General features: G+C 66.7%; 33 protein-coding genes and 1 pseudogene. 14 read left to right on the top strand and 20 right to left on the bottom strand.

Translation table 11 applies throughout. The annotated features are described in order from the left end of the window. Positions 1-7: 7 nt before the first annotated feature. Positions 8-424, bottom strand: a complete 417-nt coding sequence (gene cadR, locus KBY99_RS13450) for a Cd(II)/Pb(II)-responsive transcriptional regulator (RefSeq protein WP_254999552.1) — start codon at positions 422-424, stop codon at positions 8-10. 118 nt (positions 425-542) lie between these two features. Here cadR and KBY99_RS13445 point away from each other — a divergent pair, with 118 nt between their 5' ends. From KBY99_RS13445 to KBY99_RS14950, 4 genes and pseudogenes are all read left to right on the top strand, one after another. Beyond that, on the top strand, positions 543-1,466 hold the full coding sequence (locus KBY99_RS13445) for a vitamin K epoxide reductase family protein (protein ID WP_254999551.1): 924 nt from the start codon (positions 543-545) through the stop codon (positions 1,464-1,466). 89 nt (positions 1,467-1,555) lie between these two features. Further along, entirely contained in the window at positions 1,556-2,866 is a 1,311-nt protein-coding gene (locus KBY99_RS13440) for an Nramp family divalent metal transporter (protein WP_254999549.1), read from the top strand. 125 nt (positions 2,867-2,991) lie between these two features. Then, a pseudogene (locus KBY99_RS14955) lies at positions 2,992-3,531 on the top strand (DUF924 family protein); the annotation flags it as partial. A 97-nt stretch (positions 3,532-3,628) separates the two neighbouring features. Further along, positions 3,629-3,733, top strand: a complete 105-nt coding sequence (locus KBY99_RS14950) for a DUF924 family protein (protein WP_370525789.1) — start codon at positions 3,629-3,631, stop codon at positions 3,731-3,733. 81 nt (positions 3,734-3,814) lie between these two features. Here the strand turns inward: KBY99_RS14950 and KBY99_RS13430 are convergent, their stop codons facing one another. The 9 genes from KBY99_RS13430 to KBY99_RS13390 all read right to left on the bottom strand — a co-directional run bounded on the left by KBY99_RS13430 (position 3,815) and on the right by KBY99_RS13390 (position 8,171). Beyond that, on the bottom strand, positions 3,815-4,024 hold the full coding sequence (locus tag KBY99_RS13430; protein ID WP_254999547.1) for a DUF1651 domain-containing protein: 210 nt from the start codon (positions 4,022-4,024) through the stop codon (positions 3,815-3,817). A 7-nt stretch (positions 4,025-4,031) separates the two neighbouring features. Further along, entirely contained in the window at positions 4,032-4,316 is a 285-nt protein-coding gene (locus KBY99_RS13425; RefSeq protein WP_197169825.1) for a galactose oxidase, read from the bottom strand. Positions 4,317-4,371: 55 nt separating this feature from the next. Further along, complete coding sequence (locus KBY99_RS13420) at positions 4,372-4,749, bottom strand: DUF5615 family PIN-like protein (protein WP_197169826.1); 378 nt, start codon at positions 4,747-4,749, stop codon at positions 4,372-4,374. Further along, positions 4,749-4,976, bottom strand: coding sequence for a DUF433 domain-containing protein (locus KBY99_RS13415; protein ID WP_197169827.1), 228 nt, complete (start codon positions 4,974-4,976; stop codon positions 4,749-4,751). The genes KBY99_RS13420 and KBY99_RS13415 overlap by 1 nt, the downstream gene beginning before the upstream one ends. Before the next feature lie 58 nt (positions 4,977-5,034). Then, on the bottom strand, positions 5,035-6,042 hold the full coding sequence (locus KBY99_RS13410; RefSeq protein ID WP_197169828.1) for an RAD52 family DNA repair protein: 1,008 nt from the start codon (positions 6,040-6,042) through the stop codon (positions 5,035-5,037). A gap of 86 nt (positions 6,043-6,128) precedes the next feature. Further along, the gene (locus tag KBY99_RS13405; protein WP_197169829.1) at positions 6,129-6,749 is read right to left on the bottom strand and encodes a siphovirus Gp157 family protein; all 621 of its coding nucleotides are present in this window, start codon (positions 6,747-6,749) and stop codon (positions 6,129-6,131) included. Positions 6,750-6,800: 51 nt separating this feature from the next. Continuing rightward, positions 6,801-7,322: an SLOG family protein gene (locus KBY99_RS13400; RefSeq protein ID WP_197169830.1), complete on the bottom strand. Its 522-nt coding sequence runs from the start codon at positions 7,320-7,322 to the stop codon at positions 6,801-6,803. A gap of 200 nt (positions 7,323-7,522) precedes the next feature. Further along, entirely contained in the window at positions 7,523-7,738 is a 216-nt protein-coding gene (locus KBY99_RS13395; RefSeq protein ID WP_197169831.1) for a hypothetical protein, read from the bottom strand. 46 nt (positions 7,739-7,784) lie between these two features. After that, positions 7,785-8,171 (bottom strand): hypothetical protein, encoded by a 387-nt coding sequence (locus KBY99_RS13390; protein WP_197169832.1) that lies wholly within the window; start codon positions 8,169-8,171, stop codon positions 7,785-7,787. Positions 8,172-8,689: 518 nt separating this feature from the next. Between KBY99_RS13390 and KBY99_RS13385 the strand changes: the two genes are divergently transcribed. After that, positions 8,690-9,970 (top strand): tyrosine-type recombinase/integrase, encoded by a 1,281-nt coding sequence (locus KBY99_RS13385; protein ID WP_197169760.1) that lies wholly within the window; start codon positions 8,690-8,692, stop codon positions 9,968-9,970. On the opposite strand, the gene KBY99_RS13380 is transcribed toward KBY99_RS13385, so the two are convergent. The 9 genes from KBY99_RS13380 to KBY99_RS13340 form a co-directional block, all read right to left on the bottom strand. Beyond that, positions 9,943-10,149, bottom strand: coding sequence for a helix-turn-helix transcriptional regulator (locus KBY99_RS13380; protein WP_197165875.1), 207 nt, complete (start codon positions 10,147-10,149; stop codon positions 9,943-9,945). The two genes, KBY99_RS13385 and KBY99_RS13380, sit on opposite strands and share 28 nt — an antisense overlap. A 50-nt stretch (positions 10,150-10,199) precedes the next feature. Continuing rightward, a complete protein-coding gene (locus KBY99_RS13375) occupies positions 10,200-10,952 on the bottom strand; it encodes a Bro-N domain-containing protein (protein WP_197169761.1) in 753 nt (250 codons plus the stop codon). After that, positions 10,949-11,233 (bottom strand): hypothetical protein, encoded by a 285-nt coding sequence (locus tag KBY99_RS13370; protein ID WP_197169762.1) that lies wholly within the window; start codon positions 11,231-11,233, stop codon positions 10,949-10,951. The genes KBY99_RS13375 and KBY99_RS13370 overlap by 4 nt, the downstream gene beginning before the upstream one ends. Continuing rightward, on the bottom strand, positions 11,233-11,886 hold the full coding sequence (locus KBY99_RS13365; protein WP_197169763.1) for a hypothetical protein: 654 nt from the start codon (positions 11,884-11,886) through the stop codon (positions 11,233-11,235). Before KBY99_RS13365 ends, KBY99_RS13370 begins: the two co-directional genes overlap by 1 nt. Continuing rightward, positions 11,876-12,115 (bottom strand): hypothetical protein, encoded by a 240-nt coding sequence (locus tag KBY99_RS13360; protein ID WP_254999545.1) that lies wholly within the window; start codon positions 12,113-12,115, stop codon positions 11,876-11,878. Before KBY99_RS13360 ends, KBY99_RS13365 begins: the two co-directional genes overlap by 11 nt. Next, the gene (locus tag KBY99_RS13355; protein WP_254999544.1) at positions 12,112-12,882 is read right to left on the bottom strand and encodes a hypothetical protein; all 771 of its coding nucleotides are present in this window, start codon (positions 12,880-12,882) and stop codon (positions 12,112-12,114) included. Before KBY99_RS13355 ends, KBY99_RS13360 begins: the two co-directional genes overlap by 4 nt. Before the next feature lie 126 nt (positions 12,883-13,008). Next, on the bottom strand, positions 13,009-13,692 hold the full coding sequence (locus KBY99_RS13350; RefSeq protein WP_254999542.1) for a helix-turn-helix domain-containing protein: 684 nt from the start codon (positions 13,690-13,692) through the stop codon (positions 13,009-13,011). A 74-nt stretch (positions 13,693-13,766) separates the two neighbouring features. Then, positions 13,767-14,309 (bottom strand): hypothetical protein, encoded by a 543-nt coding sequence (locus KBY99_RS13345; RefSeq protein WP_254999541.1) that lies wholly within the window; start codon positions 14,307-14,309, stop codon positions 13,767-13,769. After that, positions 14,267-14,602 (bottom strand): DUF2786 domain-containing protein, encoded by a 336-nt coding sequence (locus KBY99_RS13340; RefSeq protein WP_254999539.1) that lies wholly within the window; start codon positions 14,600-14,602, stop codon positions 14,267-14,269. The genes KBY99_RS13345 and KBY99_RS13340 overlap by 43 nt, the downstream gene beginning before the upstream one ends. 43 nt (positions 14,603-14,645) lie before the next feature. On the opposite strand from KBY99_RS13340, the gene KBY99_RS13335 reads away from it, so the two are divergent. The 8 genes from KBY99_RS13335 (at position 14,646) to KBY99_RS13300 (ending at position 22,176) form a co-directional block, all read left to right on the top strand. Next, positions 14,646-14,867, top strand: coding sequence for a hypothetical protein (locus KBY99_RS13335; RefSeq protein WP_254999538.1), 222 nt, complete (start codon positions 14,646-14,648; stop codon positions 14,865-14,867). Beyond that, positions 14,854-17,367 (top strand): AAA family ATPase, encoded by a 2,514-nt coding sequence (locus KBY99_RS13330; protein WP_254999537.1) that lies wholly within the window; start codon positions 14,854-14,856, stop codon positions 17,365-17,367. Before KBY99_RS13335 ends, KBY99_RS13330 begins: the two co-directional genes overlap by 14 nt. A gap of 403 nt (positions 17,368-17,770) precedes the next feature. Next, positions 17,771-18,481, top strand: coding sequence for a hypothetical protein (locus tag KBY99_RS13325; RefSeq protein ID WP_197169770.1), 711 nt, complete (start codon positions 17,771-17,773; stop codon positions 18,479-18,481). A gap of 96 nt (positions 18,482-18,577) precedes the next feature. Beyond that, positions 18,578-18,925 (top strand): hypothetical protein, encoded by a 348-nt coding sequence (locus tag KBY99_RS13320; RefSeq protein ID WP_197169771.1) that lies wholly within the window; start codon positions 18,578-18,580, stop codon positions 18,923-18,925. Between the two features lie 3 nt (positions 18,926-18,928). After that, positions 18,929-19,333: a hypothetical protein gene (locus tag KBY99_RS13315; RefSeq protein ID WP_254953230.1), complete on the top strand. Its 405-nt coding sequence runs from the start codon at positions 18,929-18,931 to the stop codon at positions 19,331-19,333. Then, complete coding sequence (locus KBY99_RS13310) at positions 19,330-19,863, top strand: hypothetical protein (protein ID WP_254999536.1); 534 nt, start codon at positions 19,330-19,332, stop codon at positions 19,861-19,863. The genes KBY99_RS13315 and KBY99_RS13310 overlap by 4 nt, the downstream gene beginning before the upstream one ends. After that, positions 19,860-21,503 (top strand): terminase, encoded by a 1,644-nt coding sequence (locus tag KBY99_RS13305; protein WP_254999535.1) that lies wholly within the window; start codon positions 19,860-19,862, stop codon positions 21,501-21,503. The genes KBY99_RS13310 and KBY99_RS13305 overlap by 4 nt, the downstream gene beginning before the upstream one ends. A gap of 13 nt (positions 21,504-21,516) precedes the next feature. Beyond that, the gene (locus KBY99_RS13300) at positions 21,517-22,176 is read left to right on the top strand and encodes a sigma-70 family RNA polymerase sigma factor (RefSeq protein ID WP_254999533.1); all 660 of its coding nucleotides are present in this window, start codon (positions 21,517-21,519) and stop codon (positions 22,174-22,176) included. A gap of 66 nt (positions 22,177-22,242) precedes the next feature. On the opposite strand, the gene KBY99_RS13295 is transcribed toward KBY99_RS13300, so the two are convergent. After that, positions 22,243-23,496, bottom strand: coding sequence for a hypothetical protein (locus tag KBY99_RS13295; protein ID WP_254999532.1), 1,254 nt, complete (start codon positions 23,494-23,496; stop codon positions 22,243-22,245). Between the two features lie 286 nt (positions 23,497-23,782). Between KBY99_RS13295 and KBY99_RS13290 the strand changes: the two genes are divergently transcribed. Further along, entirely contained in the window at positions 23,783-25,393 is a 1,611-nt protein-coding gene (locus KBY99_RS13290; RefSeq protein ID WP_254999531.1) for a DUF4055 domain-containing protein, read from the top strand. Positions 25,394-25,403 lie beyond the last annotated feature (10 nt).

Here is a 25,403-nt window from a genome sequence, read left to right as displayed (position 1 = left end):
GGAACGATCAGACCTGAGCCTTGTCGATTACAGCCGAACGGTTCAACTCCATGAGGATGCCACAGTTCTTCACCTCATCCGGTTGCTGACAAAGCCCTCTGAGCTGCCGTAGCTGATCCTGGAGTTTGTGCAACTCATTCACGCGGGCATCGACCTCGGCGATCTTCTCGTCCAGCAGGGCATTCACCGTCAGACAGCTTCCGGCTGGGGCGTCCCGCGCCTCGATTAAGAGGCGCACCTCCTCCAGGCTCATGTCAAGGCTGCGGCAGTAGCGGATGAAACGCAACTGCTCCACATGCCGCGGCGAATAGAGGCGATAGTTGCCATCCGTGCGCTGCGGCACCGGTAACAACTGCTCGCGTTCGTAATAGCGGATGGTTTCGATCTTGACCCCGGTGGACCGTGCCAACTCGCCGATCTGCATGGATTCATCCCCTTGGGTTGGCAAGTCGGGCGGACAAGCCCCAGGCGCAACGCTAGGTCCTTGACCCTGAAGCCACTTCAGGCTTTTCAATGGCAGCATCTCCACCCTTCCCCCCCTTGTGAGCAGCGCCACACCATCCAAGCTCCTGTCCAGTCGTCGGGCCGCCCAGGAGCCAGGCCGGCCCTGGGGGCGCCTCACCATGGCCGTGCTCGCCACGATCGGCATGATCGACACCGGCTCGATCACCGCCAAGCGGTGGGGTTGGATCGGCAGCCTGTCCTGTCCGGGCGGTAGCGATGGCTGCGACAAGGTACTCGGCAGCGCCTGGGGCACGCTGCTGGGCCAGCCACTTTCTCTCTTTGGGTTCCTGGCCTACGGCACGGTGCTCCTGCTGGCCCTGATGCCGTTGCTGCGAGGGGGTCGGCGGGCCCCTGCCTCGGAGGGCAACTGGTGGGCTCTGTTCCTCGTCAGCTGCGGCATGGCCGTCTTCAGTTTGGTGCTGATGGGGCTCCTGGTCTTCGAGATCAAGGCCTTCTGCACCTTCTGTGTGGTCTCAGCCGCCCTCAGCCTCGCGCTGTTCCTGTTGAGTCTTGTTGGAGGTGGCTGGATCGACCGCAGCCAACTGATCTTTCGCGGAGTGATGACAGTCCTTCTTGTTGGTCTGCTGGGGCTGGGCTGGGCAGCATCGGCGGACCAGCCTGTCGCCCAAAGCGGACGGGCGGCTCCAGCTGTCATCAGCGCCAGTTCGCCGGCCAAGATTGCCCTGGCGGAGCATCTGAGCAGCGTCGGCGCCCGGGTGTTCACGGCGTACTGGTGCCCCCACTGCCATGACCAGAAGGAGGCCTTCGGCAAGGAGGCCGCCGCCAAGCTCCAGGTGATCGAATGCGCCGAAGACGGCGCCAACAGCCAGGCGCAGCTGTGCAAGCAGCAGGGGGTTCAGGGCTATCCCAGCTGGCAGATCAAGGGCGTTATGGATTCGGGCGTCAAGCCGCTGAACACCCTCGCCGATCTCAGTGGCTACACGGGTCCTCGCGACTTCTGAGCAGGCAATCACCCTGCCAGGCCAGCCATTCCCCGATAAGGGACCAACGCCACCCTCGCCCTAACCTCCAGCTCCGCTGGCATCGCTTCATGCCTGATGCACCGCTCGGCACCGCCGCCCGCATCGACACGCAAGCCGTGGAGGTGCCTGCCGGCCTGGGCATGCTGCGTACCTTTCTGCGGGTGCTGGGCCCCGGCTACCTGGTGGCTGTGGGTTACATGGATCCCGGCAACTGGGCCACCGATCTGGCTGCCGGTTCCCAGTTCGGGTACCGCCTGCTCTGGGTGATCGGGCTCTCCAGCCTGATGGCGATGGTGCTCCAGTCGCTCTGCTGCCGGTTGGGTATCGCCACAAGGCTGGACCTGGCCCAGGCCTGCAGCCGTCTGCTGCCGCGGTTCTGGCGGATCCCCCTCTGGCTGCTGGCCGAAGTGGCGATCATTGCCTGTGACCTGGCCGAGCTGGTGGGCAGCGCCATTGCCCTGCAGCTGCTCTTCGGTCTTCCATTGCCCTGGGGGGTGGGCCTCACGGCCGCCGACACCCTGTTGCTGCTGGCACTGCAGCGCTTCGGGATCCGGCGGCTGGAGGCCCTGGTGATCGCCCTGGTCGCCCTGGTCGGGGGTTGCTTCGCGGTGGAAATGTTCTTGCTGCAGCCCAACTGGGGCCAGGTGGGCCAGGGCTTCCTTCCCCAGGCCGCCAGCCTTAGGGACGGGCAGCAGCTGTTTCTGGCGGCCGGCATTCTCGGTGCCACGGTGATGCCCCACAACCTCTACCTCCATTCCTCGCTGGTGCAGACCCGCCTCTGGGCGGAGGGCCAGGGGACGAGGCGCAGGGCCCTGGCTTTCAGCACCTGGGACACCCTGATCGCCCTCAGCCTTGCCTTTCTGATCAATGTCTCGATCCTGGTGCTCGCCGCCGGCAGCTTCTACGGACGGCTACCGCAGCCGGTGACGGACCTGAGCGAGGCCTACCGGCTGCTGACGCCGATGCTGGGCACCTCTCTCGCCAGCGTGCTGTTCGGGGTGGCCCTGCTGGCGGCGGGACAGAGCTCGACGCTCACCGCCACCATGGCCGGCCAGATCGTGATGGAGGGGTTCCTGCAGATCCGGCTGCCGGACTGGAAGCGGCGGCTGCTCACCCGCGGCCTCGCCCTGATCCCGGCGATGGCCACGGTGATCCTGTTCGGCGAGCGAGCCACCACGAATCTGCTGGTGCTGAGCCAGGTGGTGCTTTCGCTGCAGTTGCCCTTCGCGGTGATCCCGCTGGTGTGGTTCTGCGGCCGCCAGGGCCTGATGGGCGATCTGAAAGCACCGCTCTGGCTGCAGGCCGCGGGCTGGATCTGCGCCAGCGTGATTGTGCTGATCAACCTCTCGATGCTGAGCGCGGTGCTGCGGGGCGTCTGAACCGTTGACAACGGCAGCCTCTTTAGTCCCATGACGAGCAAAAAACACTGGGACACGATCTGAGCATCCAAGGCCACTGAGTCGTTGAGCTGATGCCAGAGGCACCACGGTGACCAAGCGACTGGATGCCTGGAGCATTTCCCACCACAAGCTGCAGCAAACCGCGCTCCAATCCCACGAGTGCGGAGACACCGATCAGGGGCAACACGCCCCAGGGGAAGCGCAGCAGCAGGGTCAGCGACATGAAGATCAGGAAGACTGCAAGGGCATCGAGCTGGCCAGTGTTTTCCCCATTTGGGCCTGCTCTGATGGCTGGTCAGCGACACCAGGTCAGCGAGGTGCTGGACTTCTGGTTCGTGCAAAGCCGGCTGCGCCAGTGGTTCGCCAAGGACCCGGCCTTTGATGCCCTCCTGCGGGAACGATTCCTGGGCCTGACACGGCGGGCGATCGCCGGTGAGCTCGATGCCTGGAATGAAGAGCCGTCCCGAGGCCTGGCGCTGGTGCTGCTGCTGGATCAGTTCCCGCGCCAGTTCTGGCGCGACACCGCCATGGCCTTCGCGGGCGATCTCCAGGCCCTGGCGCTGAGCCTGATGGCTGTGGAGCGCGGCCGGCTGGAGGCCGAAGACGAGCAGGCAAGGCGGCAGTTCTGGCTGATGCCGCTGATGCATTCGGAAGACCTGGCAGAGCAGGAGGCGGCACCTGCCGCTGTTCGAGCGGTTCAGCGATCCCCGCACCGCCGACTTCGCCCGCCAGCACCGGGATGTGATCGCCCGCTTTGGCCGCTTCCCCCACCGCAATGCTGCTCTGGGGCGGGTGTCGAGCGCGGAGGAGCTGGCCTTCCTGCAGACGCCGGGCTCCCGCTTCTGAACCGGCTCAGCGTTCAGCCGGGGAAGGCGGTGGCAGCCACTGGGGCGCGCAAGGCTGCCAGCCCTGCTGGCGCTTCTGGGCCTAGAGCTTGATCGCCTGCTCTCGCGTCAGCTCCCTGCGCTTTTTGAGCAGCGGCGGCTCACCGCCGGTCATCACCTCCCCGAAGGTCACCTCCAGGCTCTGACTCCAGCGGTCGTAACGCATTGGCCTGAAGTGCAGCACCTGGCGACCGTCGCTCAGCCAGCCTTCCTGGGGCGAGAGCGGCGGTCGCTTCCGGTCACCGACGTGCATGGGCCGCTCAGGCCACCTCCGGCGCCCAGCCCTGGCTCCGGGTCATGTCGTCGGTCCAGCCCTGACAGCGGCTGGTGAGGTGCTCACCATGGGCGATCAGACCCTGATGCAGCTGGCAAGTGAGCACCGGGATGCAGTTCACTCCCGCGTGGTGGCGAAACCAGTGGCAGGTCATGCAGACCTTGCGGCTGCGGGTTTTGAGCAGCACCTCGCTGTCGAGGTAGGGCCACTCCTCGATCGGGGCTTCAAGCCTGGCTGCCAGGGCTGCCGGCCGGGACAAGGAGACGCCCATGAACCACTCAAGATGCGTACACCTGTACTAGCGCGGTTGTCTTGGTCTGGCTTGCTCAGCTCGTCCGCTTCAGGGGCAGGATGCGCACCCGCCGCCGGCGTTCATCGGCGACCACCAGCGCCCCTTGCTCGATCTCGGCGCCATAGGTCTTGAGCAGTGACAGCACCAGCGTGCCGATCGCCTCGGGCAGGACATTCAAGCAGCGCACCTGAAGCACGCTCGGCCCATCGGCACCGCTGAGGGCCAGCATCGTGCCGAAGTCCAGGTCGTGCGTGAAGACGGCGTAGCTGTTGGCGATCGCCCACTGCATCAGGACCGTATCCGGTGCCCTTGGATCGCCCACCTCCGACCAGTGCACGGCTTCATGACCTGCGGCCCGCAACAGGGGGATCCATTCGGTCGAGAGGTTCATGTCGACCAGGAGCCTGGCCATCAGCTCAGGACCAGCGCCTCTTCTCGCTCTTCCATGCGCCAGGCGGCGTACGCCAAAGCCTCATCGATGTCTGCCGCTTCCAGCTGCGGGTAGGCCTGCAGGATCCGCTCGCGGCTGCTGCCGCTGGCGATCAACCCCACGACCGTGCCCACCGTGATGCGCAGCCCGCGGATGCAGGGCTTGCCACCCATCACGGCGGGATCGTGGCTGATGCGGGGAAACGCCATGGGCCAAGCGTAGGCAGAAGCCGCCAACTTGCCCCCTTCAGGAGAGGGGCTGGGCAGCTCAGCCGGACTGAAGCTGGTGTTGCACCAGGAACGTCTCAATCCAGTCGTGGTGGCACTTCTGGTTGATCCGATCGGCGATCGTCACCGCCTCCTCGGGCACCTGGAACCGCTTGCGGAAGGCCCGGGTGAGGCTCTCCAGCTGGGGGCGGGGGAGAGCCCGCAGCGTGCTGTGGAGGTGCTGGATCGTCTCGGCATCGAGGGGGATCTGGCCGCAGTCGGCGTGGGCTGATGGCGGTGGCGTCGGGTCCGTGGCTTGGGTGCGGCGCTGAGCAGCGGAGGCAGCGGCGGCGGCGGGAGAACCAGCCTCCGGCCGGCTCAGACAAGACCGCTGCCCACCAGGCCGCTGGGCCCCATCACCCTGGCCCGCTGCACTGCTGACCTCCCGCTGGCGCTTGTCATAGAGGGCAAGGCCAAACGGGTTCCCGAAGGTCATCAGGGCCCGCTTCATGGCATCGGTCTCGGCTTCCTTGAGGGCGGATTCATGGGCCTGGCCCAGGTCCACGTCGATGCCGTGGCCGGCACCGCTGCCCTCACGGATCAGGGGTGTCAGGCCACCGGCGGTGACGGTGACGCGGACGCGGGCGGTGTAGGTGACGCCCCAACCGGGCTTCTGGTCTCGGCTCGTGCCTCTGGCACCGATCAAGCGTTCGGCCTGGGCGACGCAGCGGACGGCCACGGTCTGGCGCTGCCAGCCATCGAAGCCAAAGATGCGGTTGGCTTCCGCGATCACCTGCCACCCCTCCAGATAGCTCACGCGGCTGCGGCCTTGCTCCCGCTGGCGGACGTTGGCCCGATCGAGGGGGGCGGAAAGAGCGGCGAGCTGCTCGGGGGAGAAGCCAGGGGGCTGGACCGAGACGGCGGCCGACGCGGATTCCGGCACGGATGGAGGGAGCGCCTCGCGTCGATCAGCGGAGCGGATCAGCTCCAGGGCTGAGGGGGGCCTCTGGACGGGACGTGGAGCAGCGGGCCGGCTGGCCCCGTTGGTGGAAGGAGCGGCGACGGTCATGGCGATGGAAGCAATGGTGTGAGGAGGAAGGAGAAGGAGCCCCGGCTGCCTGGCCGGAACCCCAGTTGCATGAGGCCTGTGGCTCCTCAGTGGATGCGCCAGGAGCGGCGGGAGATCAGCTGGGCGCCGGTGATCTGCTGGCCTGCCTTGAGAGCCGCCTTGATGGCGGTCTTGTCGGCCGAGAAGGTGGTTTTGACGCTGAGCCACTCGGGATCGAGCAGGGCCTCGTTCTCGATCTCGACCGCCTGTGACTTGCGGCTGCTGAGCTCGTGGTTGGGAAACGAGAAGCGGGTGGCCGTGGGCTGCAGCCTGGTGAGCACCAGAACCAGCGAGTCCTCGAGGGCATCCGCCCGAGAGGCATCAGACCGGGAAAGCTCGGTGAGCCGCTTGGCCTGCTGCTGGCGGTAGGCGGCCTGGCCGCGCAGGTGCTCGATCACCCAGCAGGTGGCATCGGCTTTGGCGGCGAGGGCCTGCTTGTTGCCTTCTTCCGCCAGCAGGGCAGCCTCCAGCTCGGCGAGGGCCTGGGCGCGGCTGTCGTCGTCATCGGCTTCCAGCTGCTCGGCGAGCTGACCGATGGCGGTGGTGAGCTCCTGGGCCTCGATGCCCAGCTGCCAGAGCGAGCCGGACCGCTGCAGGGAGCAGGAAGGCCCGGCGGTCTGCGGGAGAGCTGGGGCGAGAGGTACGGCGGGGGCGGTGAGAACGGCCATGGGGATGGGGATGTGAGGAGGGAACGGGAAGAACGGCGCGGCGACTGCCGCTCAGGCGGCGAGCGGCTCCGGCGAGAAGGGCGGCGGCACTTCCATCACCACCACCGGCACCGGCGAGCGGGAGGAGCAGCGGCGGGCCTGCTGGACGAGCGAAGCCGTGCCCGGCCCACCGGGGAAGGCGATCACCAGCACCGAGGCGCTGAAGGCAGGGGAGGTGTGGGCCTGGGCCTCGACCAGGGCCTGCTCCAGCAGAAGGCGATTGCGGATGGGCCCGGCAGCGCGGCCATGACGGCGCCAATCAGCGGCGAGGGCCTGGACCCGCCAGCCGAGCTGCTGGGCGGCACGGCCGATGGCGCGATCAGCACCACGGGCACCGCCATGCAGCAACAGATGGACAGGCCGGCCGCCAGAGCGCTGGAGGAGAGCAGAGGCGATGCGCTCCTGGGGCCAGACGAGATCACGGCCACCAGCGGCAACGATGACGACCGAGCGATGGGCCAACGCCGGCGGCGACAGGAGGCCAAGGGAAGGCAATGCAGCGGCCTGGGCCACTGCAGCAGAGGACAAGCTCATGGCTACAGAGCAAACGAACGGGACAAGTTGTCCGAGGATTTCGTTGCCGCAGGCGATGGGCTCGTGGCCTTTGGCGCAGCTCTTATTCTACCAGTACAAACGCACTGAGCAGCGGGCAGAGTGGCTGCGGGGCAATGGATCTACGCAAAGCAGAGCTAGCCGCTGATGGATCGGCGAGCTGATAAGCAAGGCCACCAGATTCAGCCCTGAATGCCCAGCTGGCCGCGCAGCCGCGCGAGGAAATCAGAGGCATCACCCCAGCCCCGTGCACGGGGCAACTTCCCGGGCACCGCAGCCGCGGGAGAGTAGCCATGCCTGCCCACCCCCACACCGGCCCCGGAGCGGAGGGCGGCGGCGGCTGGCCGATGCACGCCACGGCGCAGCCGTGGCACGCTGAAGGACGGCCGCTGTCGCACCGGGAGGTGCGCTCAACGAATCCGACCGGAGCCCAGTGGCGGTTGCTCAGCCCCAGGGAACGTCCAGGAACTCCACCAGCAGCACGCCTCGGTGGGTGCCATGGATCGTGACCAGTCCCGCCTTGGCAGCAAGCTCCATGCCAGGACGCTCCTTGCGGACCTGTTCGGCGGTAGCCAGCACCCGCACCCAGCCGCCGGTCATGAAGTCCTCGCTGCCTGTTTCAAAGACCTGCAGCCGGCGGTGCTGGTTGCTGTTGCGCTCGTAGTACAGGCCTCCACCGGTGGGGTCGGTTCCCTCTGCCCAGACCTGATCCACCATCAGCTTCCCGATCGCCAGTGGGTCCCGTGCCGCTGCGTCAATGGCCTCACCGTCAAGCACCAGCGGGTTGCCCGGGTCCTCACGGTTGTCAGAGATGATCAATCGGTCGCCCATGAAAGGGTTCTCCTCAGCCCCTTCCTGTCGCGTGATCACGCCGCATGGGTCAATCCAGCGATGGTGCTCGTCAGTCTGGCTGCGGATCAGCTCTCAGCCCCAACCAGCGCCGGCTCAGCCATCTCCCCTGAACCCTCTGATCCGGGTCTCAAGCAGGTCCCACGGCCCTCGAATTCCGTCCATCCATCACAGACCGTGAATGACGGTATAAAAGACGGTACAGACGGGGGCACCCATCGTCCCAAGTCGTCCTATAGCAGTCGATCCGGTCCGTTGCACACGGACACCCTCTCCGTTTCCACAAAATCCGAAAGGATCCGCGGATATCCCAAAACTGTTCCAGCGCAGTCGATCTGCCCTTTTGGCTCGTCCGGGTAGATCCGGGGAAAACCGGCTACTGCCGCTGCGGATGACGGTATTTTTGACGGTATAGCCAGCCGGGTCCGGGTCTATACCGTCACCTGCCTTGCTGAACTGCCGACATCCCCTCCCGCGCCAGCGTTCCGGCGCTGTCCGCCATGCTCAGTGACAAGGCGATCCAGGCCCTGCGGCCCGACCCGGAACGCCCGGGCAGCAAGCACCACGACCGGGACGGCCTCTACCTCTGGGTGGCGCGCTCCGGCTCCAAGACCTGGCGCAAGGACTACCGCTGGCAGGGATTACGCCGCACCTTCACCATCGGCCCTTACCCGGCCGTGCGGCTCGCCGATGCCCGCAAGCAGGCCCTGGAGCTGAACACCTGGATCAAAGCTGGCATCGATCCGCGCACCCAGGCCCCAACTCAGCAGCGCAAGCAGGTCGAAAGCAGCAGCCGACCTTTCGTCCAGATCGCCCAGGCCTGGTTCGAGCACCACAGCGCCAGCTGGAGCCCCCGCTATTGCAGAGATATGCGGGAGAAACTTGATCACTTCGTGATACCGGCACTGGGGCAACTTGATATCGAGGCGATCACTCGCAGCGACATTGAAACCCAGCTGCTCGCGCCCATCCTCGCCAGAGGTGCCAATGAACAAGCCCGCCGCTGCAATGACGTCACCCGTCGCGTGATTGAGCACGCCGTTGATCTCGAACTTCGGCAGGACAACCCCGCCGTCAAAGCCCGCAAGGTCATCGCCGCCACCCGCGTAACCCACTACCACCGCATCAGCTGGGTGGAGCTTCCCGATCTCTTGGAGGTGATCGATCGCTTTGAGCGGCAACGCCTCGCCGAGCGCAGCAGCCTCATCGCTCTGCGCCTGATGATGCTCACCCTGGTGCGGCCCAGTGAACTCCGGGAAGCCCGTTGGAGCGAAGTGGATACCGAGGGTCGTCAGTGGATCATTCCCGCTGAACGCATGAAGACTCGCGTTCGCCACATCGTGCCGCTTTCCTCGCAGGCGCGGCACCTATTCGATCTGCAGCGGCCGATCACCGGCCACACCGATCTGGTCTTTCACACCCCCAACCACCGCGGCAGCGGCGAGCTGCGGGTCATGAGCAATGGCTGCCTCTCGATGCTGCTGCGGCGCATGGGCTTCCAGGGGCGGCAGACACCCCATGGCTTCAGGGGCTTCGGGCAGACCAACTGCATCGAGCAGCTCAAGATCCCCAGGGTGGTGACCGAAAAGCAGCTGGCCCATGCCGATGGCAACAGCGTCAGCCGCGCCTACGACTGGGCCGAATATCTCGAGGAGCGCTCCGACATGCTGCAGCGCTGGGCCGATCTGCTCGATCAGGTGGCCGTCGCTGCCGGTCTGGCGCCGGTCTCAGAGCTGAGCGCACAACTGGCTGGTCAACCATCAGCGCTGCATGCGGCCTGACGCTTGGAGGTGATCCAGTCCTCCAGCTCCTGCTGGGACCAGGCCACCGCCCGTGGGCCAATCACGATCTGCCTGGGGAACTCGCCTGTGGCGATCAGGCTGTAGATCGTGGTGCGTGAGAGGCCGACCCGGTGGATCACCTCTGGGAGCCGCAGCAGTCGATCGGTTGCGGATGTCATGGCTGATGGTCTGAATCTCAGGTGTGTGTCTTGGATTGGTTTGGTGCCTTTCAGTTGGTCTGGTGCAGCAACGCCACCACGGCCGGATCCCAGAGGATCTGCTGGCGGCGCTCTCCCCGACTGCAGAGCGGCAGGGCGACGCCCCAGTCCAGGCCGGCTTCTGTGAGCTGCCAGTCGTCGTCCTCGTTGCGCTGCTGCAATCCGGCGGCAGCGAGCCGCTGGTTGGTGTGGCGGAGCGTGCCATCCAGTCGGTCCGCCAGCTGATCAGCGGTCAGCCAGGCCACTCCGGCGCGCTGCTTCACGTCAACGCCGGCAGGACTGCTGTGGGCCTGGATCTCCTCCAAGACGCTGAGCAGGGCCTCGGCATGGGACACCCCGGTGAGGTGGATGATCTCGTCGGCCCCGCGCAGCACCTCCGCTGCGGTCTGCCTGCGGATCGCCTCGATGCTGCGTCGCGGCAGCTCTCCTTTGCCCTCTTGTCGGCGCTGCAGGGCGGGCAGCAGTTCGTGGGTGAGCCAGCGCCGCATCCGCGGTGCGCTGGGGTTGTCGCTGTTGAGCAGCCTGCGCAGCAGCGTGGCCTCATTGATCAGCGCCAGGGTGAAACCACCGGCGCCGGGACCCTCCTCTGAATGGAGGCAATGCTCCTCATCGCGTCGGTTCGCCATGGCCCAGGCCATCGGGCTCTCCGCCAGCGCATTGCAGGCATCGGCGACGACGATCCAGGCCTCGCCCTGCTGATCGGTGCTCACTCGGATGCGGTGCCCCTCGAACAGGTAGGGCACCAGAGCGGACGTGTTGCTCATGGCTGGGAAGTTGAGAGGACAGGTGAGTCATGCCGCGACGCGAACACTGCGGGGGTGAATCCCCCAGGGGTCGCGGCCAGTGGAGCTGGCACCGGACCCGCCAGGACCAGCAGCACCGTGCTCAGCTGCAGGGCCAGCACCAGCCACAGCAACCACTGCAGCTGCCGCAGGTCGCCCAGCCGGACGGTGGTGGTGATGGGCCGGCGTGTGCGGCAGAAGGCCGGCAGCTGCGGCTGCGCCATCGGCCGCGGCGTGCGGCCGGGGTGTTGGGGGTAGGCCATCAGAACGGCACCTCCTCATCGGCGAACTCGTCGCCGTAGTCCTCCCCATCCGCCAGCGGGATCGCCTGCTGCTGGCGGGCAGCGGCTTCATCGGAGCGGTAGGCCTGCTCCGCCGCCTCGATCCAGGCGGGGTCCGTGCCCTCGCGGATGCTCAGCGGGCCGTAGAAGCCGATCGTGACGTTGCGCGGCACCGCATCGGCCGCCGCCTGGTCTTCGATCTTGGGGCCCTTGGGGTTGCCGTCCTGGTCGTACTGCTGCGCCCAACGGGTCTCCAGCACCAGCACATCCCCCACGTTCAGCCGGCCGCGGCGGTGCTGACGGCGAGCCTCGATCCACTCGCCAAAACCCTTGGCCTTGAGGATCAGCCGCACCCGATCTCCCGGGGCCGGCACTCCGCCCTCATCTCCGATGCGGGCCTCCATCGTCGTGCCGGGCATGGCAATCGCATGGACGACCATCTCCTGCTTGACCTTGGGTCGGCCCTGACGGTCGGTGCCGTTGGGGATCGGCTCCATCGCGCCGCTGCTGAGGTTCTTGCGCAGCCGGTCGCGTTGCTCCGGGCGCACGATCGCCAGGTAGGCCACCTCACCGAGGCGCTGCTGACGGATCACCGGCGCCGCAATGCGGCTGCCGTCGTTGAGTTCAATCGCCATGGGACTTGCTCGAAAGAGTGGACGAGGAAGAGGACAGGGGAAGCAGGGGCTCCAGGCCGGCACCCAGCCGCAACAGGTGATGGGCGGCACCGGAGAGAGACAGCTGGTGCTCGACCGACAGCTGCCGCACCTGCCGGTAGACATCGCTGTGCACGCAGACGCACAGGTAGTGACGGCCGTGCTGCGACCGCGGCTGGGGCCTGGCGTAGGCGCGGCGGCAGACGCTCATGGCGTTCCCCCCGCCAGCTCGCGCTCGAACACGTCGATGAAGTCCTTGTGGCGCCGCTGGGTGATGCGGTCCTTGATCGTCCGCACCTCCCGAGGCACCTGGAAGTGATGGCGGAACTCGATCGTGAAGCGCTTGCGCGCCTCCTGAGGCATCGCCCCGAGGAACTTGTGCAGGGTGGTGATCTCCTCGTCCGACAAGGGTTCCAGGCCGGAGTCGCCGGCTTCCGGCCCATCCGGAGCGCCGGTGTCCCACTCGTCGTCTGCGGCCTCAGGGTCGTCCGCAGCGGGGGCAGGGGCTGCAGAAGTTGCCGCGGCCCCAGTACCGGAAGCGGAAACCGAGGGCTGCGGTCGCGCCTGATCCGGCTCGATAGTCCGAGGAGATTTGCCCACAGGAATGCCCAGCAGGCCCGCCAACAGGGAGGCGGTGAGCGCATACCAGGCCGCGCTGCCCTCCTGGGGAGCCTGGGCCTCGCTGAACTCCTCGGCGCCGCCGCGGTGCCGCAGGGTCACCCGCAGCACTTCATGCTCCTCGTTGATCAGCTTCTGGGCGCTGAAGGAGAAGCCCAGGGCAAAGGCCGGCGCCGCCGCCTGAACGACCTCCTGCATGGAGGAGTCGGCGATGGCAGCCATCTGGGACTGGAACTGGGCCAGGCCCTCGGCCCACTGGGCGCGGGCCTGCTCGCGGCTCTGCAACAGGGCCTGGTTGAGATCAAAGGCGGCGGTGGGACCTGGCGTCGGCTCCATCCGCCCGCAAGGGGTGGTGGTCATCGAAGGCACTGCGGGACCGGCGCCCGCTTGCCTCGAATATTAGCGGCTCGCTAATCCGAATCTGTAGCTTGCGCAACGCAAGACATGGCTTACTCCGAACCTGTCCGGGAGGTGTTCGTGCATTCCTCAGCTGGGGCCCGTCTTGGTGGACCACTCCTCCAGCCAGCGCTGGGGCAGCCACGTCTCTCCGTCCCACATGCCCTGCAGCTGCTCGGCGGAGTAGGGCTCAAAGCCGGCAAGCATCGCCTGAAAGGCCTGCCGCTGCTTGGCTGGGGCCACCTTGGCGGCAGAACTCAGGGCCTCCATCACGCCGATGCCGTGCTGCTTGGCGGTCTGCACCAGCTGGCCGCGCCACTGCTCGCTCAGCCTCGCCGCTTCTGCGGCATCGACCTCGGGCTGGGCCGGCACGACAGGCGCCTGGTAGGCGCTCGGCACCGGCAACAGGCCCAGGTGGCAGCTCCAGAACTCTGCTGGCCCCCACACCCGCTGCTCGTCATCCACCAGGGGTTTGGCCTGGCTGATCAGATCCTTGAGGGCCCGGGTGCGCACGCCGCTGAAGTCTTTGGCGGCCAGCCGGCGGTTGACCTCGGCAAGGGCAAAGAAGCTCTCCGGCCTGGGCTTGGGCGCCTTGCCGTTTTCGAACACGCTCAAGGTGCTGGGCGCCATCACCTCAAAGCCGGCCTCCTTGGCCCACTTGTAGGCCGTGTACTGGGTCCAGTTGTTGAGCTCCCGCCAGCGCCTGAGCATGCGCCCGAACTCCTGACCGGCTTCGAGCTGCTTGGCCTCGATGTACCGGTACTCAGAGCTCATCAGGACTGCGATCTGGCCATTAGCGAAAGGCTAAGACATCCCATTCATGACCATGAACCGCTGACGTGCCTGTTTCAGAGCGGTGTGGGCGCTGGCGACCCTGTCTTGGACGCTCGCTTTGGCCTGCCCCGACCAGCCCTGGTGACGGGGTGGTGGACGGAGCGCCGCCCTCTCCGCCAGGCGTGTCGCGACGGTTTCACCTTGCCCATCGACACCACCCAACCGCAGCTGACCACCGGTGCTGGCCAGCAGATGGCCTCGCGCAGCAGCCGCTCCAGCTGCTGGCGCTGCTCCGGCTCCAGCAACGCCACGGGCTCGACGATGCGGCTATCGGGCCCCAGGGTCCAGTCGTCACGTTGGCAGCCGTAGACCCAATCACGGCCGTCAGGCGCCTGCGCCCAATGCAGGACGCCGAGCTGGTCACGCTCGATCGCGATCTCCAGCTGCCAGCCGCTGGCCAGATCGAGCCGCATTCGTCCCCACCAGATCTCACTCCAGGGCTTGTCCGCCAGGAAGGCCTCTCCCGCCAGCAGCTTTCGTAAAGCCTGCTGGATCTCGGTGGCGCAGCAACGGCTCAGGGGGTGCAGAGCGGGTGACGCAAGCCATTGCCACGGCACCAGAGCGCCCACTCTCCGAGGGCGATCGGCTTGCCGCAACAGCGGCAATGGCCGGGATGGCGGACGCGGATGCGGCGAAAGCCCGCCGGACCTTGCCCCTGCTCAACGCCCGCCTTTGCAGGTGGCTTGGCGGGCGAAGGGCGATGGGTGGCGATCTGGAGCCCGTGTTCGCGGATCAGTCGGCAGGCCAGGAAGGCGCTGGTGCGCGCCTCCTCCAGGTGGGGTGAGGCGGTCATCGCCACCAGCTTGCGGACCTTCTCCGCTGCCCGATCCGCCGCTGCGCTGTCGACCATGTCCCATTCGCCAACCGGATCAGCTTAGCGAGCCTGTGCCAGCATGAATAAGCTGATTCGACATGCCGAGGTTCCCGTGCCCTCGATGATGACCCCGCTCTCCGTGCAGTTCACGCTTGAGCAGCGGGACTGGCTGGATGCGCGCACCCGCGGCGGTGTGCTCTCGCGTTCCTCGGTGATCCGGCTGATCGTGGCCGAGGCGATGGAACGCGAGCAGCTCGCCAGCAAGCCCCGCCAGCGCCAGGGGCTCGATGGCCAGCGCTGAAGCGGCCGCTGCCCCGACGCAGGCCTGCATCGACCGCGGCGCCGCCGAGCAGTTCCTCTCCCTGCTGGGCAAGGACCCTGCCAGCGCTCGGCTGCGTGCCTTCCCCCACCGCGCCAACCCCGCCAAGGGAGCAATCGGCGCCCGCAAGGGCACCTTCGATCTGGCGGCGGCGGAGCAGTGGCAGCGGGAAGGCCGGGGCATCTACCTGGTGATCAATGACGGCGGTGACCGCAAGAGCGAGATCACGGCCTGCCGGGCGTTCTTTGTGGAATGGGACGACCGGCCGATCGCCTGGCAGCTGAACGCCTGGAAGGAGCTGGGGCTGCCCGAGCCCTCCCTGATCGTTCTCAGCGGCGGCAAGTCGGCCCACTGCTACTGGCTGCTGGAGCAGCCCATCCCGCCGCAGGAGTGGGAGCCACTGCAGGCTGAGCTGATCGCCTACGCCGGCGGCGATTCCCACTGCAAGGACGCCTCGCGGGTGATGCGACTGCCCGGCTGCTGGTACGTGGATTCGGCTGGCGAGCCCACCGCCTTGGTGGAGCTGGCGCATGTGAGCGGCCAGCGCTACGCGCCGGAGGACATCGCCCTGGCGCTGCTGCCCGATGAGTTCGCCGAACCCGACGCTGATCCGTCGCCCCAGCAAGCCATCCCCCCGGAGCAGCCCAGCGAGGGTTCATCCAGCGGCATCCCTCTGCCGAACCTCGATGACGAGGACTTCGGGCCGCCGCGGCCGCTTGAGCAGATCCGCACCGCCCTGGCCGCCATCCCCAGGCGCGTGGCCGGCAGCAACACCTACGCCGACTACCGCAACCTCCTCTGGGGACTGATCCAGGCCTGCGAGCAGGCCGGCCACGACCGTGAGCTGGCGATTGCCCTGATGGAGTCCCACAGCCCCTCGGCCAGCTGCGGCTGGGACATCCGCCAGGTGGCCAGCTCTGGAGGCGAGCAGATCAGCGCGGCGACTTTCTGGTTCCACGCGCGTCAGCACGGCTGGCTGCCGCCGGAGCCTGCCCACACCCCGAGGCCTCCTGGTGCGCACGCCACAGGCAGCCGCCGACACCAGGGCGACACCGGTGGGCGCCATCCCGGTGGCAAGGGCACCGACCACACCAGCAATGCCAGGGGCACCAAAGGAGCTGGATCTGGCGCAGGCCCGCAGCGCTTCTCGCCTCGGCCCGACACCCGGGTGCGCTGGGGAAAGGTGCACCTGCCGATCAACCGCCGCCTCAACGCCTTGGAGCACTGCATCCGATCCCTAGTGGGCCGTGAGCGCAACAGCCTGCGCCGCTCGGCCCGCGTGCGCGAGTCCCATGCCGCCCTGCAACTCAAAACCGCCCTGCGGCTGCAGGAGATCGGTCAGCTGATCCTCGAGGCCCACGACCTACGCAATGGCAACCGCTTCCGCGGCCTCGATCAGGCCGAGCGGCTGGCAATGCCGCAACCGGTTGTGGCGTGGGAGATCCCCGGCTGCATCCCGCGCCGCGACCTCTCGATCGTGGGCGGCCGGGCCAAGGTGGGCAAGACCCGGCTGGTGCATGCCCTGGCCCGCTGCCTGCTCTGCGCCGAGGACTTTCTCGGGTTCGGGGCGCCGGAGGAACCGCGGCCGGTGATCCTGGTGACCGATGACCAGGGCGACGGCGACACTGCCCAGATGCTGCAGCAGCTCAGGATCTGGGATCACCCGTTGCTGCTCTGGTCGCGCCGGTTCCGGGCCACGGAGGCCAACCTCGATGCCCTGCTGGCCTGTCTGGCCGCCCACCCTGGGGCGGTGGTGATCCTCGATTCGCTGCGCTCGATCACCCGCAGCTGCTGCTTTGGCGAGAACGATCCGGAGATGGGGTCGCTGATCTATGACCTCAAGCACCAGATCACCGATGCCGGCGGCACGTTGCTGCTGATCCACCACTGCAATAAGGCCAACGACACCACCGGCACCGAGGCCCTCTCGGGCCACAACGCCATTGCCGGGGCGGCCAACACGATCCTCACCCTCCACTACCTGGCCAAGGGCAATCGGTTGATCAAGGATTCACCCCAGCGCCGCCTGGTGCGCGAGGCCCGCTCCGGCCCACCCGCCGATCTGGTGGTGGCGATCGACGGCAACACCGGATCCTTTGCCCGGCTGGGCACCTACGACGACCTGCAGGAGCAGCAGGAGCAGGAGAGCGATCTCGATCGCGCCGCCCAGCGGGTGCGCAAGGCCAGCGAAAAGCAGAAGGAGGCCCTGCGTTATCTCCAGGCGCTGCACACCAACGGTCTGGCCGGGGTGGGCCTGCTGGAGCTGCAGCAGGCGATCGGCATGGCGCCGGCGGAGGCGCGGCTCAAGCGGGACCTGGAGGGGGAAGCGCTGACCACCTACAAGGCCATGGGCCGCTTCCTCGGCAGCCTGGACGGCTTGGTTACAGCCACCAGGGTGGGCACCAGCGGCGCCAGTTACTACCTCCGCTATGGGCTCAGTGACGCCGGCGCGGAGTGGCTGGCGCGTGAGTTTGATCTATAGGGGGTGGATTCTTGCGATTCTTTGGATCTTCCTGCAGCGCAATTGATCTGACGCTTCTGGCAGAGCGGACTCTCTCAGGATTCTCTGGATTCTTTGCTGGCCACCGCCAGTCCGACGCTGCTCACGGGCGACTGAACCACAACCGCTGGAGAAGGAGCTGGATTCGTTGGATTCTTTGGCCCCCTCACCAGCGCAGCCACTTTGGAGCGCCAAGCGGGCTGGATCCGTTCTGGATTCTTGGGATTCTTTGGGGGACCTCACTCCCTGCAGCAGACAGTCCCTGGGGATCAAAGAATCCAAAGTATCCAAAGAATCTCACGTTCGATCTTCTGCCCAGATCCCCTGCGCTGCAACGGGGTCCAAAGAATCCAACCAATTTGGTGTATCTCGTGAGGTTCTGGTGATGCCGACGACAACCTCCGCGCATGTCTTCGATCGCCAGATCGCTGCCGGTCCCTGGCTCAGGCCGATCCCAGGCCTGCGGCGCACCGACCCGGAGCACCGCTACTGGCTGGGGGAGCACCTGTTCGCGGTGTCCGTCACCGGCGTGATCGGCTCAACCAAGAGCGAATGGGCGATGGCCCGCATCGAGGCCACCCGCCACGTCTGGGAGCCGCGGGGCCACACCGTGCACCTGGCGCTGGAGGCCCTGCTGCACAGCCGCTTCCATCCCCTGCCCCAGCAACGCCAGCAGGCCAGCCGACTGCTGCAGCACCTGCGCTCTGGCGACTACCGGGACTGGATCGAGCCGTTGCTGGCCCACCCCCACTGGCAGCAGGTGACGGTGATCGCTTCCGAGCGCCCCACCTGCTGCCTGATCCGGAACCTGGCCGGCACCTACGACACCGGCTACATCCAGCAGGCCGATGGCCTGCGGGTGCTCGCTGACCTCAAGACCCTCTCCAGGCCCGGATCGGGCAGCTACTGCACCCGCGCCCAGCTGGGTGGCTACATGGCACTGGAAGCCACCTGGGGCGTGCACTACGACGCAGGCCAGACGATCTGGGCCCGGCCGGGGGAGACCCGCTTCTCGCCGCTGTATTCCCGCGAGGAATGCCTGGCCGCCTGGGCAGCGGCGTGGGCGGGCTACGTGAGCAGGTTCCGGCCCTGGTGATGGACTCTCCGAACCGATGTATTCGGACTATCGAGCCGCTATGGTTTGTTGCAGGTCGCTTGCTCGCGCCTCTTTGCTCCTTCGCTGGCTCTGCTGATGGCTGCCACCACCGCCAGCTCTGCTCGAATGGCTGGCGCCGCCCTCGACGCGCTGCTCGATCGCATCACGGTCCTCAAGCTGCAGCAAAAAAGCATCGACGCCGAGCTCTCCCCGCTGCTGGAGCAACTCAGCGGGGCCCTGGAGGCCGGCGAGCTGGATGCCTCCTTCTCCCACAACGGCTGCAGCTTCTGCTGGTCGGCCGGGCGCACCAGCTACGCCTACCCCGAGCCGCTGCAACAGCAGGAGCAGGCCCTCAAGGAGGCCCAGCGGCTGGCGGTCGCCACCGGCGCCGCCAGGGAGAAGCACGGCAAGGCGTTCTGGACGATCAAGCCGGGCCGGAGCTGAACGATGGCCAATCCCCAGAAGCGCAAGGGGGATGCGGCCGAGCGGGAAGCGGCCCAGCTGCTGAGCGATCTGCTGGGCCTGGTGGTGCGCCGCAAGCTCGGCGCCGGCCGCACCACCACGGCCGGTGGTGACACCGGCGACCTCGATGGCGTGCCGGCCCATGTGATCCAGGTGGCCAGTTGGGCCAACACCGCCGCCGCGGCCCGCCTCAAGCCAGACGAGGCCGCCCTGCAGGCCGAGCACGCCGCTGCTGGATTCGCGGCGACCTTGGTGCGCTTCCGCGGCGGCACCTGGCGGGTGGTGCTCACCCCCGAGCAGTGGGCCGCCTACGTGCGGCTGATCCTGAGGCAGTCCCCCCAGGGGACGGCGCTCCCTGATCTGCCGCCCAGTAGTGGAGGTGGAGCATGAGCCCCGAGCAGCCACCGACAGCGGGCGCTTGCTCAGAGGCGGGCACTGAGTCGCTGGAGGAGCTGCGTGCTGCCCCGACCCAGCAGGACGACGACGGCAACCCGATCTGGCCGGCCGCCGACCCCAGCAGGCCGGTGGGGAAGGGCAACCCGCCGCGGGGCCGCCGCAGCCAGAGCCACAAGCCCCGGGCCACCCACATGGAGGTGGAGACGCGCATCGCTGAGGCGCAGCTGTGGATCGCCCAGCGGCTGCCGTTGGCACAGATCAGGGAAAAAGCAGCCCAGAACTGGGGAATCACCAACATCAAAACGATCAGCCGTTATCTGGCGCTGGCTCGGCAGCGCATGGTGGAGGAGCTAATCACCGATCGGCGCCGCCACCAGGCTGAGCAGATCTTTGCCCTGAACGATTGCGCCCGCCGGGCGATGGACGCCGAGCAGTTCAACGCGGCGGTAGGCGCCTTCCGGGTGATTGCTGAAATCGGCGGCCTGCTGCGGGCACCGATCAAGCCGCCGGAGCCACGGGCATGACAGCGAGCACCACCACCACCGCGATGCCAGCGCCGGTGCTGACGTCACCGGCCCCTGCAGAAGGCGGCCTGCTGCTGAGCGAGCTCGACCCCTGGGGCGACGGCGGCCTGCTGCACCTCCCCACGGCCACTGCTACCGAGCAATCCGAACCCCAGAGCCTGCGCAGCTTCATTGCCGAGGCCTACCCCCGCTACGGCTTCCACCGCTGGGCCCAGGTGCTGATTGATCTGCTTCAGCAGGTGGCCGATGGCCAGCTGAGCCGGCTGATCGTCACCTGTCCGCCCCGGCTGGGGAAATCGCTGCTGGTGTCGAAGCTCTTCCCGGCCTACTTCCTGCAGCGCTACCCCCATCTGTTTGCGGCGATCGCCTCCTATTCGGCTGAGCTGGCCTATGCCCACTCCCGCGAGGCGCGGCACTTCTACCGGGTGACCGGCCACCTGCTGGCCCGCGATTCGGCGGCGGTGGGCAACTGGCTCACCCGCCAGCGGGGCGGCTGTATCGCTGCCGGTGTGGATGGCCCGTTCACGGGCAAGGGCTACAGCCTGGGGATCATCGACGACCCCTACAAGGGTCCGGGCGATGCCGCATCCCCGGCGCTGCGGCAGAAGCTGATCGACTGGCTGCGCTCGGTGTGGCTGACCCGTGCCGAACCGGCCTCAGTGCTCGGCCCGGACGGCAGGGAGCAACCGAACCTTTCGGCCCAGGTGGTTGTGCTGACCCGCTGGGACCACCAGGACGTGATCGGCTGGCTGCTGGAGCAGGAGCTGGGCGAGCCCCCCCAGCACTGGACCGTGCTGGACCTGCCGGCCATCGCGGAAGACCCCGCCGAACGACCCAAGCTGCCTCCCACCTGCACCCTGATCACCGACTGGCGCGAGGCGGGCGAAGCTCTGTGTCCGGAGCGGTTCCCCCTGCCGGAACTGCTCAAGATCCGCGCCCGACTTGGCGCCTACTGGTGGGCGGCGCTCTATCAGCAGCGGCCCAGCCCGGTATCGGGCTCAATCTTCCTGAGGCAGTGGATCCGGCCGCCCTTCCACCGCGAGGACGGCCGGCAGCGTCAGTACGCACTGCTGGCGCTCTCCTGTGACCTGAGCTTCAAGGGGGAGGCGGAGAGCGACTACTGCGGCTTCTGCTTGGCCGGTCTGGTAGCCCCAGCGGCCCATGGCGTCATCCCCCGATCGGGGGAACTTCAGGGAGCCATGTCCCAGGCGGCGCTGGAGATCGAGGTGCTCTGGGCGGCGCGGCACCGCTTTGGCCTGCCGGAGGTGATCCGCTTCCTGCTGGGCTGCCTGGAGACGCTGGAACAGCAGGGCCTGCGGCCCAATGCCGTGCTGATCGAGGACGCCGCCAACGGCCCGGCGGTGCTGCAAACGCTCAGGCGCCGCGTGCCGGGGATGCTGCCAATCACGGCTCGGGGCAGCAAGGAAACCCGTGCCCATGCGGTGGCCCCGCTGGTGGAGGCCGGGCAGATCCGCTTCCACCACCGAGCCCAGCCACTGGTGGAGGAAGCCATCCGCTTCCCCAAAGGCAGCAAGGACCTGGTGGATGCCTTCTGCCAGGGCGCCCTTTGGCTGGAGGGGCGCTACTGGCGTGCCCAGGGCCTCCAGCCGCTGGCGACTCCGCTGCTGATCAGCCGCTGAGGAGTGAGGAACCGTGACGGCTGCACTGCTCCCTGCCCCTACCGAGACGACCGCCACGGCGGTGCAGCTGGTCCTACCGATCACGGTGGTGTTGGTGGGTGATGGCGCCGGCGTAGACCAGATGCTGCGGCAGCGCCGCTACCGGCGGCCGACGTGCCATGCGCGGGCAGAGCAGCTGGAGTTCAGCCTGCAGGCACCGGCACATCACCCGCCCAGACCGGTGAGTCAGGTGCCGATGCGCTGCAGGCCGCGGCGAGAGCGGCCCGTGCATCCCCATGCCGCGGCCGATGCCCTGGCGCTGCAGCACCGGGACCTGGCGGAGAAGATCGCCGGCAACTTCGCCCGGCGCACCGTGCACCCCAAGGAGGACCTGCTTCAGCTCGCGATGATCGGATTGATCAAGGCGGCCCGCCGCTACGACCCCTCACGGGGCCCCTTCCGGCCTTACGGGCGCACCTATGCCAATGGGGAGATCACGCATTTTCTGCGGGACAACGGCTTCCTGCTGAAGGTGCCGCCGACGTGGAGGGAGCTTCATGCGCGGGGGCAGCGGTTGCTGATGTCAGGAACAGGGATTGCGGAGATGCTTGAGAGACTTGGAACTAGCCGAGAACATTGGCAGCAGCTTGCGGAAGCCTGCTCGGTAAGGGTTGTAACTCATCAACTTGAGTAACGCGGCCTTCACCAGACAGAGTCAAGCTGAGTGATGTTCCTGTCCGATTACATAGCATCGCCGCATTCACGCTTCCTCTACAGATCTTATGGCGGCATCCACTTCCGCTTTGTGGGCATCAAGAGGTAGCCTAGGCCTAAGTGCTTCCAGTAAAGTGACTGCCTGGCGGCACGGCTTCGACTGGGATAGCTCAGATCGTACGCGCTCATTTTCGATAAACATTTGGACCACATTCCGAATTTGATCAACCGTAAGCTGGTCGATGAATGGTTTAAGAATGACTTGCGCATCAGAGACTCCCCAGTAGTTTCCGCACCAGACAGCGAGAATTTCCTGGTAGACTTCGACAAATGCAATCGCTGGTACGTATGGCCCAAATTGGGCGAGCGACTTTGCTGCTTCTTCCTCTGCTTTCCACCCGTAACTGGTGTCCTTCGCAGCGGCCAATAGCTTGGCGGCCCTTCGGTAGATCGCCGCGCGAGCTCCATCAGGAATAAATTGAATCCCTCCGACCTGCGTCAAGATATAGAGAATCCTGTCGCGGGCTTTCTTGTCGGAACTTTCGTCTGAATCCGGGTCAACCCCAAATGAGTGATATCGAAGACCAGCAAGTCGCTTGAGATCATCATTGGCCCGCTCCCAGACCGCAGGGAAGAGTTGTACGGTGTTGCTATAGGCAGGATCCACGCCAGCGCAAATCAGATCGAGCATGAACCCAAAGGCAACCCGAACATCAGGGGATCTCAGGCCGCGCACCTGATCCTGCAATGTCGAGAGCCCATCCCCAGTGAGAGGCGAACGCCGAACAGGCTCGAAAAGAGACGACGCCGAATGCCCCGGGTCCGGCAAAGGCTTCTCGAAGAGATTCCGCTGAAGAATTAGGGCGAGAGCAATGACATCATCTGCTTGTACGGGATCATCGCTATTGTGAGATGGACTCGCATGATTTCTCATCCAGTTGATCATTTCGAGCGTCTTGCCAGCCTTCTTGTTGAGGAGGCCGAGACGCGTGCACCCAGCTATCAGTACTAAGTCGTCTACGCCCGACCATCTTTCTGCAAGCGTGTCACCATCTTGATTAAACTTCTTTCGCCCGGATTCGTCTTTCACGGTTGACTGAAAGATGTCAACCCCGTAGGCCTCGACCCGCCGCCTCATGTTGCAAACAGCAGCGTTCCATATATCGAGCAACGAGTGATCGTAGAAACCGCCATCAAAAAGCCTGCGCGCTTGCATCAAAAGCTCGCTCTCTCGATCAATGAGAACGGGAAAGGAGCTGTCGTCGGGTGATGCGAGCAGGGCTGGCAATGCCTCTGTCATGGCTGCATTCCTTCAATGTAAGCGTGAATAAGTTGGAATTCCATTTAATGCCGCTCCTTCTGCTCGGGCCGCACAAGACTGCAGCCATGTGCCATATTATGTGGCCGCTTGGCGGCAATGAGCGTCGAACTCAGCGTTTCCCTGGACGGGGATCGGGGATCCTCGCCTGACTCACGCAGAAAGCTAAGGATTGCACTCCAGGCCCCTTGTCTTTGCCATTTGACCAGGCAAACATCGCTCTGATTCGGCATTCACTGACCACTGGCTCAATCGCCGCTCCTGGCAAGTGCTGGCACCCGCCCAGCTGACTTTGCCCACAAGCCACCGCCGCAGGACTGCTCCCTCCGCAATCCACTCATCCCTAAAAATTCAGCAGCGAGACCCCGACCAGGCCCCCTGGCTGGAGCACTCCACCCTGAGCGGCCTGCGGGAACGTCTGCAGCTCGTCTACGACTGCTGGAGCCTGCTGGAGCTCCCCGATGGCACCAGCCGCCGGCCGGTGTATCTGCCCCGCGGCATCGAGGAGCCCGAGACCTGCTACCTCAAGCGGCTGGAAGCTGCCCGCCCCACCGGCTTCTACCGCGATGCCCTGCGCACCTACGCGGGGATGCTGTCGCGACTTGTCTGGCAGGAGCTGCCCGACTCGCTGACCAGGGTGGCCACCGATGTGGACGGCCAGGGCACGGACCTGGGGGTGTTCCTGTTCCTGGCCGACCTGCTCACCCTGCGCGATGGCGGCTGCCTGATCCTGCAGCTGCCGCCTCAGCATCGTTGGCCGTCAGAAGGGGACCGGCTGGAGGCCCTCGCCAAGGGCGACCGGCTCTCTCTGCCGCGGCTGCAGCTGGTGCCCCGGGGCGACCTGCTCAACTGGCGCCTGCCCACCGACGGCACCACAGGCGCTCCGGCATCGGGCCCGGTGGAGATCGTCTGGCGGGAGCCGCGTCGGCAGACCCTGCCGCCCCGCTTCGCCAGCGGCCATGCCGCCGTGCCCACGGTGGTGCTCGACGCCCACGGCGGGCTGGTGCCCGATCCCCAGGCCTGGCTCTACCGCAGCCTGTCGGTGACGGACGACGGCCTGGTGCTGCGCAGCTGGCAGGCCAACCCCAACCCCGGCGCTGCCGATGGCTACGACATGGTGCCGGTGGGCGAGCCGTCGCTGCTGCCCCAGCGGTTTGATCTGCCGGCCCTCTGGTACTCAGTGGATGGCACTGCCTTTGGCGAGGGCGATCTGCCCCATCTGGGCCTGGCGCACCAGTACCTCAACCACTACCGCTGCCGCAGCGAATACGAGGACCTCTTGTCGCGCACCGCCCTGCCGGTTGGCGTGCGCACGGGCCTGGTGGATGCCTACGGCTTCCGCCGCAGCGACGGCGCTCTCGGTTCAGGTGCTGCCACCGGCGGCGCAGAAGGCCAACGGCCCCAGCGTCTGGTGCTCTCCACCTCCTCCTTCATGGACTTGCCGGAGGGCGCCACGTTCCAGTGGGTCGAAATCGAGGCCCGCTCGCTGGCGGAGCACCGGGCCTACCTGCAGCAGCTGGAAGAGGCCATGCGCCGCGACGCCCTGATCCCCGCCGGCGGCCACGGTCCAGCCCGCACCGAGCTGGAGATTTCCCTGACTGCCGGCCAGAGCTTTGCGGTGCTCCAGTCGCTGGCAGGCCAGAAGGCCTCGATGCTCAGCACCCTGCTGCGCCAGTGGACCCGCCTCACCGGCGAAAAGCTCTCCGACACTCCGGCCTGCAGCGTGGAGATCTGCCCGTTGGTGCCGCCGCAACCACCGCGCAAACCCCAGCCCTCGGTGCAGGAGTGGCTGGTGCTGCATGAGCGGGGGGTGATCGACGGCGCCGAGCTGCGCCAGCAGCTGGGGCTGGGCGAGCCCAACGGGGGCAGAGGCAGCTGATCTGGCAAGG

The sequence above is a fragment of the Cyanobium sp. Maggiore-St4-Cus genome, from assembly GCF_024345615.1.
Taxonomy (GTDB): Bacteria; Cyanobacteriota; Cyanobacteriia; order PCC-6307; family Cyanobiaceae; genus Cyanobium_A; species Cyanobium_A usitatum.
The sequence above is the reverse complement of the archived record's forward strand: the minus strand, read 5'-3'. Positions and strand labels throughout refer to the sequence as shown.